At 71.0% G+C, this 13909-nt stretch carries 10 protein-coding genes; 3 read left to right on the top strand and 7 right to left on the bottom strand.

Going from position 1 to position 13909, the window contains the following annotated elements:
- From ACYVD1_RS33340 to ACYVD1_RS33310, 7 genes are all read right to left on the bottom strand, one after another.
- A partial coding sequence (locus tag ACYVD1_RS33340) for a protein kinase family protein (RefSeq protein ID WP_460778469.1) occupies positions 1-868 on the bottom strand: 868 nt, incomplete at its 3' end.
- A 50-nt stretch (positions 869-918) separates the two neighbouring features.
- Complete coding sequence (locus tag ACYVD1_RS33335; protein WP_460778468.1) at positions 919-2994, bottom strand: WD40 repeat domain-containing serine/threonine protein kinase; 2076 nt, start codon at positions 2992-2994, stop codon at positions 919-921.
- Between the two features lie 153 nt (positions 2995-3147).
- Positions 3148-5181, bottom strand: a complete 2034-nt coding sequence (locus tag ACYVD1_RS33330) for a protein kinase domain-containing protein (RefSeq protein WP_460778467.1) — start codon at positions 5179-5181, stop codon at positions 3148-3150.
- A 133-nt stretch (positions 5182-5314) separates the two neighbouring features.
- Positions 5315-7369, bottom strand: a complete 2055-nt coding sequence (locus ACYVD1_RS33325; protein ID WP_460778466.1) for a protein kinase domain-containing protein — start codon at positions 7367-7369, stop codon at positions 5315-5317.
- Positions 7370-7388: 19 nt separating this feature from the next.
- Entirely contained in the window at positions 7389-9482 is a 2094-nt protein-coding gene (locus tag ACYVD1_RS33320; protein WP_460778465.1) for a WD40 repeat domain-containing serine/threonine protein kinase, read from the bottom strand.
- 183 nt (positions 9483-9665) lie between these two features.
- Complete coding sequence (gene solA, locus ACYVD1_RS33315; protein ID WP_460778470.1) at positions 9666-10841, bottom strand: N-methyl-L-tryptophan oxidase; 1176 nt, start codon at positions 10839-10841, stop codon at positions 9666-9668.
- A 131-nt stretch (positions 10842-10972) separates the two neighbouring features.
- On the bottom strand, positions 10973-11344 hold the full coding sequence (locus ACYVD1_RS33310; RefSeq protein ID WP_460778464.1) for a hypothetical protein: 372 nt from the start codon (positions 11342-11344) through the stop codon (positions 10973-10975).
- Positions 11345-11927: 583 nt separating this feature from the next.
- Here ACYVD1_RS33310 and ACYVD1_RS33305 point away from each other — a divergent pair.
- The 3 genes from ACYVD1_RS33305 (at position 11928) to ACYVD1_RS33295 (ending at position 13641) form a co-directional block, all read left to right on the top strand.
- Positions 11928-13235 carry an MFS transporter gene (locus ACYVD1_RS33305; protein ID WP_460778463.1) on the top strand — a complete coding sequence of 436 codons (1308 nt, stop codon included), beginning with the start codon at positions 11928-11930 and terminating at the stop codon, positions 13233-13235.
- Between the two features lie 97 nt (positions 13236-13332).
- Entirely contained in the window at positions 13333-13461 is a 129-nt protein-coding gene (locus tag ACYVD1_RS33300) for a hypothetical protein (RefSeq protein ID WP_460778462.1), read from the top strand.
- A 9-nt stretch (positions 13462-13470) separates the two neighbouring features.
- The gene (locus ACYVD1_RS33295; protein WP_460778461.1) at positions 13471-13641 is read left to right on the top strand and encodes a hypothetical protein; all 171 of its coding nucleotides are present in this window, start codon (positions 13471-13473) and stop codon (positions 13639-13641) included.
- The last annotated feature ends 268 nt before the right edge of the window (positions 13642-13909 follow it).

The raw sequence follows: 13909 nt of genomic DNA, 5'->3' as shown, positions 1-13909 counted from the left end.
CGACCGCGACGAGCGCCGCGGTCCGACCGCGCCCTCCCCGCCCGGTCCCCTCGGCTCCTTCGCGGGAGGCGAGGAAGCGGCGGGCCTCGTCCTCGTGGCGCTCCACGACGGCGACGAGACCGGGCGGCCACGGAGCGGGCACGGCGGGACCGCCGAGCATGCGGACCAGGTCGGCGGCGTCCGGGCGCAGCGCCGGATCGGACTTGAGGCAGGCGTCCACGAGGCCGCTGAGCTGGACCGGAACCCGGTCGAGTCCGTCGGGCCCTTCGATACCACTGGCGGCGTAGCACAGGGTCGCCGCCCAGGAGAACACGTCGGTCGCGGGGGCGGCGCCCCCTTCGGGCGGGGCGAACGACGGGTGCGGGGCGCGCCGCTCGATGTCGGCCACGGCCCATTCGAACCCCGCGTCCGCGATGACCGCGTGCTCCCGGGTGAGGACCACCCCGTCGGGCCACAGGGAGCCGTGCACGCGGTCCGCCGCGTGCAGGTCCGCCAGCCCTTGCGCGAGGGCCAGCGCCAGCGGGTGCAGGGCCGCCGGGGGCAGCGGGCCGTGCGCGCGGACCAGCTCGGCCAGGGTCGGACCGGGCTCCCGTCCCACCGCCACCCAGGGTGTGGCCGCTCTCAGGTCGGCGTCCACGACCGGGGCGACGTAGGTGCTGCGTACCCCGCGCGCGGAGTCGACGAGGTGTGTGAAGGTGCCGCGGAAGGCAGGGTCGGAGGTGTACTCGGAGCGGACGATCTTCAACGCGGCCGGGGGCCGTCCCGGAGCCGAGGCCAGGTAGACGCGCGCGCAGGCGTCCTCGCCCAGCCGCGCGTGCAGGCGGTGGGCGCCGAGGGCCGGCGGGTCGTGCGGGCGAAGGGGAAGCATGGGTCTCCTCGCTCTACCGGGTGCGGTGCTCTACCGGGTGCGGGCGGGGGTCAGCGGAAGCTCGCGAGTTCTCCGAGGGTCTCGGGGTCGAGGAGGGTGACGGCCCGGTCCTGCTCGTTGAACCCCGCGACGACCTCGCCTTCGGGATGCACGGCCAGGTTCAGGGAGAGCTCCGCCATCTCGATCCCTTCCTCCCCGAGCTCCTCCTCGGTGCCGTACTCCGCCCCGGGGGCGTGGTCCCAGACGAACAGTTCGACGGTGGTCCGGCCGTCCGTTCCGTCATCGGGGTCCGTCGAGTAGTAGGTGTACAGCCGCTCCGCTCCGGGGTTGTACGCGAACTCGACGAGCTCCCCTTCGGGCTCTTCGGTTTCGGGGATGAACTGCCAGCCCTCGTCGCTGTCACCGGTGAACTCGTAGTGGACCGGGCCCTCGGGCTTGGCGAAGAGGAGCTCACCGTCGCCGAGCAGTTGGACGCCCGAACCGATCCCGGAGGGGACGTCGAACTGGTCGAAGACGATCTCCCCGGTCTCGGCGTCCCATACCTGGAGCGTGTCGATGTGGTCGGTGCCCGCGACGTGGGCGCCGTCGGGCGCGTACACGACGTCCGTGAAGCTGGTGGAGTCCTCGTAGACCAGGGTGGTCTCGCCGGTCTCCATGTCGATGTCGTAGACCGTGCCCTCGTGGTCGGTCTCGTAGTCCGCGACGGTCAGGGTGCTGCCGTCCGGTGCGAACGCGATCCCGTTCAGGTTCCGGCCCCCGGAGTGGACCGTGTGCTCACCGGTTTCCAGGGAGTAAACGTGTGCGCCGGCGTCAGAGGCCCAGCCGACCAAGCAGTCGTCCGGGCTGAACCGCGCAGGGCCGTGCTCCTCCGGGCGGTCCGCCTCGATGAGGGCCAGTTCGGTGCCGGACTCCCAGTCCCACAGCGCCACGCCCTGGTTCCCGGACACGGCGAGAACGGAGCCGTCGTGGGAGAAGGCGCTGTAGACCAGTACCGTGCTGGCCGGCACGGTCGGGCTGTCTTGCGCGGCGCCGGTGAATTCGGGGGCCAGGTGCGCGGCGGGGTCGCACTGCTCCCGCTGTGGCGGGCCGTCGGCGGACTCCTGCGAGTCGTCGGCCTCCGCCACGAGGTCCCCGAAGGGCAGGGCCCAGGCACCGAAACCGCCGACGAGTCCGAAGGCCAGGACGGCCGTGCCCGCCACCAGGAGGCCGCGCCCCTTCGAGCCGGGGCCGGCCTGCGGCTGGATGACCCGGTACTCCCGGGTGGCGCCCTCGATCTCGGCCGCGGCCCGGGGCGGCAGCCACGCGGCCGCGGAGGGTGCGGGGGCGAGGGGTCCGCCGAGGGCTTGGAGCGTTTGGCCGGCGGTGGGCCGCCGGGCGGGGTCCTTGTCCAAGCAGGCGGCGAGGAGCCCGCTCAGCGCGGGGGGTACGCCGTCCAGGTCGGGGTCGGCGTTGTTGGTGCGGTACAGGACCGTGGAGGGGTGCCCGTCGCCGAACGGGCCCCGTCCGGTCAGGGCGTGGACCAGGATCCCGCCGAGCGCGAAGGCGTCGGCGGGCGCTCCGCTCGGTTCCCCGCGGGAGGCCTCCGGCGCCATGAAGCCCGGGGTGCCGATGATCCGTGCGTCGTCCTCCGGACCGTCGGCCTCCATGGCCCGGGCGATGCCGAAGTCGATCACCTGGGGGCCTTCCGCGGCCACCATCACGTTGCCGGGCTTGAGGTCGCGGTGGGCCAGCCCCTGCCGGTGCACGTCCACCAGCGCCTGGGCGACGCCGCGCGCGAGGAGGACGGCGGAGCCTTCGGGGAGCGGGCCGGTCCGCTCCACCAGGTGTTGGAGGGAGGTACCCCGCACGTACTCGGTGGCCAGCCACGGCACTTCGCCGGAGGTGTCCGCGGCGTACACGCGGGGGATGTTCGGTCCGTGTACGCGCTCGGCCAGTGCCAGTTCGTGTGCGAACCGCTCCCGGAACTCGGGGTCGTAGGCCCGCTCCGCGCGGACGACCTTGACGGCGGCGGGACGGCCGTCGCGGTCCAGTCCGAGGTAGACGCGGCCCATACCGCCGGTGCCCAGGAGCGCGACGATCCGGTAGGGGCCGACCTGCCTCGGGTCGTCTGCGGCGAGCTGGCGCATGGGGGCTCTCGTGGTTCCGGTACGGGGTTTCAGGCAAAGTTTACTGTGTGCCCCGTGACGGGTGTTGCGCGGTGTCCTGTCCCGATCACGACTTCCCGAACCGCCGCAGTGTCCCGGGCCCCGTGTCCCGGGCCACCGGCGTTCACCGGCGGGTCAGTAGAGCTCGCCGACCTGCTCGAAGGTCTCCGGGTCGAGCAGTACCGGGGTCTGGTCCCCGGCGGTGGTGGCGGCGACGACCTCCCCTTCGGGGTGGAGGGCGAGGTGGCGGTAGGAGACGGGGTCGGACAGGTCCGCCAACAGGTCCTCGCCCGACTCCAGGTCCCAGGCGTACTGCCTGTACTCCCAAGAGCCGGCTTCGGTGGCCACCATCCACACCGCGTGGACGATGCTCCGGTCGGGGTCGACGAGCAGCTGGCTGAGGGAGGGGTCGTCGTCCGTCTCGAACTCCTCCCGGGTGAAGGAGGCGACCTCGCTGCCGTCGGTGTAGTCCGTGACGACCACCGTGTCCCCTTCGAGGTAGGCGACCTGGGTCTCGCCGGGAACCGCGGCCAGGCTGGAGTCGGTGGATCCCGGGACGGTGTACACCGCCTCACCGGTGTCGGCGTTCCAGATGTCCACCTCTCCGTGGTTGTTGGTGGCGAAGTGGTCGTCGTCCACGAACCGGGTGTTGTAGTGGAGCCCTTCGGCCACAGCCACCCCGGACTCCCCGGTGGCCGTGTCGATGACGACCGTGCTCTCGGAGTCGCGACTGACGCCCTGGTCCAGGGTGAGGACCAGCCTGCCGCCGTTGGGGGAGAAGTCGACGGCGCCGGCGTCCTGCGGGGTGGCGATCCAGCGGTCGTTCTCGTCCGGGCCCTCCTGGGGGCCGAGGTGCTCCGTTGTCGTCCCGGAAGGCAGATCGTAGGTGTGGGCGATGGTGACGTTGTACTCCCGGTCCTCGTAGCCGACCAGTTCCGCCGCGGCCACGGCACAGCCGACCGGGGCGAACACCGGGGCGACCATGCTGTCCGTCGCCTCAGTGGGACGCGCGATCTCCTCGCCCTCTTGCCAGTCCCAGATCATGAGCCCTTCGCTGGAGGCGACCGCCAGGAGGTCCCCGTCCGGGGAGAAGTCCATGTCGCCGGCCTGAGTGTCCGCGGGTACGGGCTCCCCCGGGGGCGGATACTCGATACCGTCCGCACACCCGGCTTCGCTGATCAGCGGCTGCCGATCCCCGTCGCCGGAGCCCGCGGTATCCGCCTCCCCATCCCACCTCGTGTACGCGAACACCGCCGCTGCGAGGACGACCAAGGCCATGGCGCCGCCGCCCAGAGCGAAGAGGAGACCGGTGCGCTTCGGGCGAGCGGCGTCCCCGCCGGGGCCCCCGGGCGCTGCGGGGGGCGCGGCGGCCAACATCGAGCGCTGCTGTTCGGCGGCCGCGTCGATCGCGGCACGGACCGGCGGCGACCAGGCCGAGGGCTCGGCGGGTCCGCCCAACATCCGGACCAGGTCTTCCGAGCTGGGACGCAGTCTGGGGTCGTGCTTGAGGCAGGTGTCCACCAGGCCGCGCAGCTGCATCGGGACCTGGTCGAGCCCGTCGGGCCCTTCGATACCACTGGCGGCGTAGCACAGGGTCGCCGCCCAGGAGAAGACGTCGGTGGCCGATGAGGCCCCGCCTTCGGGCGCGGCGAACGCGGGGTGCGGCGCGCGCTGGTCGGTGTCGGAGACCGCCCACTCGAGCCCCGGGTCGGCCAGTATCGTCGACCGGGCGGACATCAGCACACCGTCCGGCCACAACGACCCGTGGGCGCGGTTCGAGGCGTGCAGGTCGGCCAATCCTTGGGCGAGCGCCAGCGCGAGCGGCCTCAGCGCGTCCACCGGCAGCGGACCGTGCCGGCGGATCAGGTCGGCCAGGCTGGGCCCGAGCGGGCGGGTCACGGCGACCCAGGGAACGGCACCCCGGGTGTCGGCGTCCCGGATCGCGCACACGTGCGGGCTGGCCAGCCCTTGGACGATCTCCACCTGGTGGGAGAAGGACCCGCGGAAGCCGGGTTCGGTGGCGTACTCCGGGCGCACGACCTTCACCGCGACCGGGCCGCTGTCGTGGGTGGACCCCAGGTAGACGCGGGCGTAGGCGTCCTCGCCGAGCCGGGCGTGCAGGCGGTACGGGCCGACGGCGGGCGGGTCGTGCGGGTGGAGAGGGAACATGGGCCTTACCGGGTGAGGGGACGGTTGCGGATCGGACCCCCGGCGGGGGCGGGGGCGTCATGGCTCGGACCGCCGGGGGCCGGGGCGTCAGGGCTGGGTGGGTTCGGGCGGGGTTGATTCAGGCTGGGGGCGGTCACATCTGTTCGATGAGGCGGAGCTCGGCGGCGTCGATGATCCACATGCCCGTACCTGTGCTGGGGACGCCCATGATGACCTCGCCCTCCGGGTGCACGGCGATCTCGTGGAAGAAGCCCTCGGGTGTGTCGGCGGTGAGGTCCTCCCCCGTCGAGTACTCCCAGACCTTCATGTAGGCCTCTTCGAACTCGAAGTCACTCGGGATGTAGGTGACGTACACGCGGTCCGCCTCCTCGCTGTACTTGACGTCGTGCACCTCGAAGCCCTCTTCGAGGTCCTCGTCGCGGTACTCGATGTACTCGTCGGAGTCGCCGAAGCCCTGCCGTACCGCGCCCTCGACTTCCGGCATCAGGAGGTTGCTGTCGTCCACCATGTGCAGGCTGGTGGGACTGAGCCAGGGGCTGCCCTCCCCCTCGGCCACGATCTCCCCGCTCTCCGTGTTCCAGATGAACACACTGTCGAGGCTGCCCTGGCCTGCCACGTGTGCGCCGTCCGGGGTGACGTCGAGCGCGGTCACGATGCCGGAGCCGTCGGTGAGGCTGTTGACCAGCTCCCCCGAATCCAGGTCGTAGATCTGGACCGACGAATCGAGCGCGCTGTCACCGGCCCCGAGGATCAGCTGTGCACCGTCGTCGGAGAAGGCCATGGAATCGATGACGTACCCCTCCGAGTAGACCGTGTGCTCTCCGCTCTCCAGGTGGTACACGTGCGCACCGTCCTCGGAGGCGTAGGCGAGCAGGCAGTCGTCCGGGCTGAAGTGGGGGTGCCCGGTCCCGGCGGCGATCTCCGTCGGGATCCGCGCGATCTCCTCCTGTTCGCGCCAGTCCCACAGCGCCGCCCCGCCGGTGCCGGTGGCGACGAAGACCTCGCCGTCGTTGGAGAACGCCGTGTAGAACATGCCCTCGTCGTCGTTGGGGGCCGTGGGCTCGTCCTCGGCGGCCTCGAGGAATTCCGCGGCCAGGTGCTCCGACGGGTCGCAGGTCTCGCGGTCGACCGGTTCGTCGTCCCCGGAAGCGGTCTCGGTGCCGCCGCCGATCAGACCCGCCTGGTCGGCACTCCACACGCCCAGCCCGGCGACCATGGCCAAAGCGGTGGCGGCCGCCCCGGTGATCAGGAGCCGACCGCCCAGGGAGCCCTTCCCTCCGGAGGCGGTGGCTGAGCGGACCGCGTTCCCGTATTCGCGGGCGATCCCGTCGATCCGTTCGGAGGCCGCGGGGGGCAACCACGCGGCGGCGGCCGGTGCGGGCGCGGTGGGGCCGCCGAGGGCCTGTAGGACCTGGGCGGCGTTGGGCCGGGAGGCGGGGTTCTTCTCCAAACAGGCGGTGATGATCCCGCGCAGCGACGGCGGGACGGCCGCGAGGTCCGGGTCCAGGTTTCCGATGCGGTACAGGACCGTGGAGGGGTGGCCGTCGCCGAACGGACCCTGCCCCGTCAGGGCGTGGACCAGGATCCCGCCGAGCGCGAAGATGTCGGCGGGTGTGCTGTTCCCGTCGCCGTTGACGGTCTCCGGGGCCATGAACCCGGGGGTGCCGACGAACCGGTCCTCCTCCCCGGCGTCCTGCGCGTCACCCATGGCGTGGGCGATACCGAAGTCGATCACCTGGGGGCCGGCCGCGGAGATCATGACGTTGCCCGGCTTGAGGTCGCGGTGGACCAGCCCGGTCGCGTGGACGCGCTCCAGCGCCTGGGCGATGCCCCGTGCCATGAAGCGCACGGACTCCTCAGGGAGCGGCCCGGTGTCGTGCACGAGGTCCTGGAGGGAGGGGCCCATGACGTACTCGGTGGCCAGCCACGGGGTCTGCCCCGAGGTGTCGGCCGTCAGTACCCGGGGCGTGTAGTTGCCGTGGACGCGCTGGGCGAGTTCGAGCTCCCGGGCGAACCGGCCTCGGAAGCCGGGGTCGTAGGCGTACTCGGCGCGCACGACCTTGACGGCGGCCGGCGAGCCGTCGGGGCCCAGGCCGAGGTAGACACGGCCCATACCACCGGAACCCAGCAGAGCGACGACTCGATACGGGCCGACCTCGCGCGGGTCGTTGGGCGCTGGTTGCTGCATGGTGCCCTTCCGGGGAATCTCAGGGGAACTCGGCGACGATCTCGAAGTCGGAGTCCAGGACCTGGACGGTCTGGACGCCGTCGGTGGTGGCGATGGTGGCGATGTGCTCGCCGTCGGGGCTGACCCCGATCGGGAGGTCGAGGTCGACCTCGGCCTCTTCCGTTGGCAGGAGCTCGCCGGTCTCGGTGTCCCACACGTAGGGCCCGTCCTCGGCGGTGTCCATCGTGGCGCCGTAGGCGAGGGATCCGTCCGGGGAGAGCGCGACAGTGCTCAGGCTCTCGTCGTGCTCCTCGGGCAGGTCCAGAGCGCGGGTCTGGCCGCTGTCGAGGTCGACGACGAAGGCCTCGTCCCGGTCGACGGCCACCGACATCGAACTGCCGTCCTCGGACAGCGAGATGTCATACCATTCACCGTCGTCGAAGCGGTGGAGCTCCTCGCCGGTGTCCGGGTCCCAGACGACCGCAGCGATGTGCTCGGAGTAGTCCCGGTCGGAGAGCACGGCTGCCAGGGCCGAGCCGTCCGAGGTGTACTGGTGCTCGACCAGGAAGCCCTCGACCTCGAAGTCCGACACGATCTCCTCCTCGGCAAGGTCCCAGATCTGGACCATGGGATCGCCCTCCTCGGTCCCGTCGCTGGAGGCAAGGACCGCCAACCGGCTGCCGTCGTGGGTGAGGGCCGGCATGTCGAACATGCCGTAATCCTCGTCGATCCCCAGGACCGCGATCCGGTTGTCGCTGCCCCCCTCCCATACCTCGACGTACTCGTGTGTGGCACTGGTGACGTAACCGGTGGGAACGAAGTCGGCGCCGGTCGGGACCGGTGTGTAGTCGTCGACGATCTCGCCCTCACGCCAGTCCCAGGTGGACAGGGTCGAGGCCCCGAAGAGGTGGAGCTGGTCACCTTCCTCGGAGAACTTGAGGGCGTAGACCCAGCCCTCGAGGTGCGGTGACTCCGTGCCCCCGTCCGGCTCTCCGTCGGTGCCGCCCTCGGGGGGTTCGTCCCCGCCGCCGTCACCACCGTCGTCCGTGCCGTCGGAGGCCGTATCCGGGGTGTCGTCGGAGCCGAGGGGAAGCGCTGTCAGGGCGAAGGCACCACCCCCGAGCAGGATCAGAGCGCAGGTAGCGGCGGTTGCGACCACCACCGCCCTGCGGCGCCACCATGGACGGGGAGCCGCCCCGCCCTCCGCTTGCAGGTTGCCCATGGAAGCGGTGGTCTGCTCGGCGGCCTCGGCCCGGTGCGTCTCACCCGCCTTGGCGTTGATCTGCTGGTTGACCTGTGAAGGCAGCCAGCCGTGCTCGGCCGAGGGCAAGGGGAGACCGGAGAGTTCGCTCTGGATCGCGTCGGCGCCCGGCCGCTGGGCGGGGTCCTTGGCGAAGCAGCGGGCGAGGAGGTCGCGCAGTGGGCCCTCGGGCGCCGCCTCCAGGTGCGGTTCCCCGTTCATGACCTTGTTGAGGGTGCTGATCGGGCTCCCCGAACCGAACGGGGGGCTGCCGCTGGCGGCGAACAGCACCGCACCGGCCATGGAGAACACGTCCGCGCTCGGCGTCACGTTCTGCCCGGTGATCTGTTCCGGAGAGGTGTAGGAGGGGGTACCGAAGGTCTGCCCGGTGCGGGTGAGGACGGTGCCCTCGACGGCTCGGGCGATACCGAAGTCGATCAACTGCGGGCCGCGCGGCGACAGCAGGATGTTGCTCGGTTTGAGGTCGCGGTGCATGAGCCCGGCCGCGTGGATCGTGGACAGCGCTTGGGCCAGGCCGAGGGTGAGGACCCGGAGCGACTCCTCGGGGAAGGGGCCGTTCTCCTGGACCGCCTCCTTGAGGGTGGGGCCGGGCACGTACTCGGTGGCCATCCACGGAGCCTCGGCGTCCGGGTCGGCGTCGAGAACGGCCGGGGTGAAGGGGCCGCGCACGCGCTGCGCGGTGCGCACCTCGCGGGCGAACCGCGCGCGGAACTGGCTGTCGTGGGCGAGGTCTTCCTTGACCACCTTCAGGGCGCACAGGTGCCCGTCCGGGGTGCGCGCGAGATAGACCTTGCCCATGCCGCCGGCACCGAGGCGGGCGAGGAGCCGGTGCGGGCCGATGGCGTGCGGGTCGTCGGAGGCGAGGGGTTGCACGGCTGTGTGTTCCTTACTGCGTGCGGCTGCGGGGCGGGGCATCCGTGTTCCGGCAGGTCCCGAAGGTACGCGAGGGAGCGAGCTTCCCCGCCAATGTAGCTTGTCGGTGCGCGGGTACCCGGGAGTGTGTCCTGTTCCGGCCGGAGTTCGGCCTGCCTGTGCACCAGGACGCCGTTCGGGGCGTCAGGCCCGTGGGGAGCCGGGTGCGCGGCGCGCATCGAAGCGGTGCGGGTCGAACATGCCGATGGCCAGGTCCGTGCGGCCCTCCCCGGCCAGGTCCGCCAGCGCCTCGCCGACCGCCGAGGCGAACTTGAAGCCGTGTCCGGAGAAGCCCCCGGCCAGGACCAGTCCTGGGAGCTCGTCGCGCCGACCGATGAGGAAGTGCTCGTCCGGGGTCATGGTGTACATGCAGGACACCATGCGCTCGGGCCGGGGGCCGACCCCGCGCAGGCCGGCGGCCAACTCGCCCAGACGGCGCGCGTCCGCCTCGTCTGGAGGACGGGGTCCGGTGTCGGGGTCCACGGGCTCGCCCCACTGCGAACCGGGTGGACGGGCGCCGGGTGCCCTCGCCTCGGGCGACTCGGCGTGCACCCCGATCTTGAGGGTGCGGCCGCCGTCCATGCTGGGGAAGCCGTACCAGAGGGTGCCGTCCGGTTCGTCCCGGGCGAAGACGGGTTCGGGATCGGCGGTGCTCGGAGAGGGGTCGGTGACGGGGAACCAGCCGAGTACACGGCGTTCCACCCGGATCCCGCCGCCGAGGTCGGCCAGTCCGGGCAGGAGGCGGGGCATCCAGGCCCCCGCGGTGACGACGACGCGGCGGGCGCGGATCTCGGTGTCACCGACCCACACGCGGGGGCGGTCGGGGTCGGGCTCGATCCGGGTGACGGTGCGTTCGGTCCACACGCGGGCCCCGGCCTGGCGGGCCAGGCGGACGGCGGCGAGGATCGAGGCCTCGGGCAGGACCACACCCGCGGCGTCCTCGAAGACACCGGCCTCGTCCGGGCGCACGGCATGGCGGGGGTGGCGCTCGGCGAGTGCGGTGGGGGAGAGGTGTTCGTGGGCGAGACCGTGGCGTTCGGCGGCGGCCACTGAGCCGGCGATCGCGGCGGAGTCGGGCCGGCCCAGCATCAGGGCGCCCGAGCGGACCACGAGACGGGACTCGGCCGCTTCCTCGAGCTCGGCCCAGGCGCGCCAAGCGGCCCGGACGAACGGTACGTACCCGGCGCCTTCGAGGTAGGCGGTCCGGATGATGCGGGACTCGCCGTGGCTGGAACCCCGGTCGTGCCCGGGGGAGAACTGTTCGACGCCGATCGCGTCGACCCCGTCGCGGGCGAGGCGCCACAGTGCCTGGGAGCCCATCGCGCCCAGGCCGACCACGACGGTGTCGGTCTCGACGTGTGTACTCACAGGCGAACAGTGCTCACTGGGGCGGGGATGGGGGAGATCGGCGAAAAAGGGGGCTTCGCCGAGGCGGAGAGCCGGGTCTCGGGCTAGGCGGCGACCGGCTGGCGGTGGGTGTAGTAGTGCGCGGGCTCCGGAACCTGTGCGAACGGGTTGAGGAGAGCGGCGGCACCGGCCGGGTCGCTCGCGGGGTGCGACATCGCCCCGCCCTGGAGGAGGTCGTTCCAGAAGAACCGGCCGTCGCGGCACCAGACGTTGACGTCGCGCATGACGGAGGCGACGGCCATCTCTGAGGTGCCCGACCAGTAGAGGGGGCGGGACGCCACGGAGGCGAGTTCACCCAACAGCGCCGTGATCGCGCGCTCGGCGCAGAAGGCGTGGCGGGGCTTGTGCTTGATCCGCCTGGCGAGTGCCGACTTCGCCCGGGAGGCCCGGGGGTTGTTCAGGCGCCAGTGACTCAAGGTCGTCTCCAGAGTGTGTCGGGTACCGCGGTTGTGCTGACCGTGTGTGCTTGTTGCGGCCACGTCGCCGCGGTGTGAGGTCGGTTCACCGTGTCCATCCGGAGTTGGTGACTTCCCTCCGCGAAGTTGGCGAGACGTGAACGATGTCGTTACCTCGCAGTTATTCTTCGCGTTCCGGATGCTAGCAGTAACTGACCCCTCGTGGTCGAGACTTCCAAGAGTGACGCATGTCACACTTAACAAATGAGTATCGACCTGTTTATTCATAGAACCTGCACGTCAGAGGTATTTTTTCGTATGCCTGTTCCCGTTGTGGAAATGAGATAAAGGGACTGAAGTCCCGTTCTGGTTGTCATGAGGCTCACGCGAAACGGCAACCGTTGGCTTATTGGTGGTTACTCATGGTGACTTTTCGCTGGTTGTGTGGCCTTTGCCTGCGTGGTGTTGCTCTTTGCCTGTTCTGCACCCGCCGCTGCCAGGGGCATTCCCGTCCGCTTTGCGTGCCTGGTCACCCCCGTGTAAGGGCCAGTCCGAGTCCTGGAGGACACTAGTGGGTGGCCCGAGCAAGGAGAGAAGTAGCGACGTGACACAGACCCAGACATCCGGTGACCGGACTTCCGTGAGTGGAAGTGCCCCCGCAGAACCCGGGGGAGGGGCCCGCGCCTGGCTGGTGTGGGGTGTCGCGGTGGGCGGCTACTTCCTCGCCATGCTGCACCGCAACGGGCTCGGCGTCGCCGCCCTGGAAGCGCAGAGCAGGTTCGACGTGGGCCCCGCGCTGCTGTCACTCCTGCCGATGCTGCAGCTCGTCGTGTACGTCGTCCTCCAGGTGCCCGCCGGTCTGCTCGCCGACCGTCTCGGCCCACGGTTCACCCTGACCATGGGCATGGTGGCGATGGCCGTCGGATCGTGCCTGTTCGCGCTCGCCCCGGGGATCGAGGTGGCCGTCGCCGGAAGGTTCCTCATCGGCCTGGGTGACGCGCTCGTGTTCCTCAACGTCATCCGGTTGGCCGCACTGTGGTTCCCCCGATCGAGATACGCGCTGGTCAGCGGTCTGACCGGGGTGGTCGGCGGTACCGGGCAGGTGGCCAGTGCCGCCCCGCTGGCCTGGGCGCTCGGCGGCGTCGGCTGGGTTGCGGCCTTCCTGGCGACCACCGGCCTGACCGTCCTCATGGCCCTGATGGTGCTCCTCGTCGTCCGTGACCGCCCCGCGGGTGCGGCCGGGCGTTCGACCGTGGCCGACCCCATCTCCGTGTGGGCTGCGATCAGAGAGGCGTTGCGGGCGGACGGCCCCCGGGTCGGTATGGCGCACCACGCGGCCGTCATGGCGCCGTTCACGATGATGATGGTGCTGTGGGGCTACCCGTTCCTTGTCGGCGGTCTGGGACTGTCCGAAGGGGCCGCAGCGGTCACACTGACCGGCCTGGCCGCGGGTGCGCTGTGGATGGCGCCGGTCGCGGGGGCTCTCGTCGGCCGCTGGCCGGGCGTGCGCGCCTACTTCGCGCTGATCCTAGCGGGGACGCTCAGCTTGGGGTGGCTGCTCCTGGTGGTGTGGCCCGACGGCACGCCGGCCCCCGTGGGTATCGCGGTGATGGCGGTCAGTGCGCTGGGGCAGACCATGGCGCCCACCATCTCCTTCGACTTCGCCCGTGACGGGATCCCCGCGAGCCGGACCGGGGTGGCGTCCGGCCTGGTCAACATGAGCGGGTTCACGACAGCCGTCGTGTGCACGGTGGCCGCCGGGGCGATCCTCCAGGCGCTGCCCGACGAACCTGCCTCCTATCAGCTGGCCTTCGTCCCGATGGCGGCCGCCACGACCCTGGCCACCTGTGTACTGGCCCTGTTCGTCTGGCGAGGCCGGTGGAGACGGGGCGTAGAGGGACACGGGGCGTAGAGGGACACGGGGCCTGAAAGAGTCGGGGTAGAGCCCGGACGCCGAGGACCTGGAGGATATCGACATCCTGCGGATCGCCGCATACTTCTGCCTCATCGTGACGAGCATCCTGTTCCTGTTGTGGATGCGGACCGCGGAGCAGGGCGAACGTCCGCCGAAGCTGCTCGTGTTCCTTCTTGGTCTGGGCACGGCGATGATGATCACCAGCCTCGTGGTGGATGTCTGAGGAGGCCGCGTGTTCGGTACTGCTCTGCTGCTGGTGCTCTTGGGTGGCGCTCTGGTGCTCATGTGGGCCCAGATTCCGAAGGAGAGGGAGGAGACCCGCCGCAACCTCCAGTCGTTCGCGGTGGTGTCCTTCGGCCTCGCCTGGCTCTTCATTGTCCTGTCGCTCTTCTTCGAGTACTGACTGCCTGGGGTCTGCTGGGTACGGACCGCCCGGGGTCTGTGGGTACGGACCGCCCGGGTCTATCCCTGTGCGTTTGAGGACCGGGTCCCGGGGCTTTGAGGCAGGGGCTCACGGTGGTGGGGTGTGCTTCGGTTGGGGTTGCCCTGTTGGCTGGGGTGTCCTCCTTTCCCGCCGCCCGATTGTGGCCGTCTCCGCTGCGCGCCTCAAGGTCGTCGCCATCGAGCGCTTCGCGCGTCAACGGCGCTCCACCTTGACCCGCTCCGCTACG

Source organism: Nocardiopsis nanhaiensis, assembly GCF_054778635.1.
Note: the sequence above shows the minus strand (reverse complement) of the source record. Positions and strands in the feature narration are given on the sequence as shown.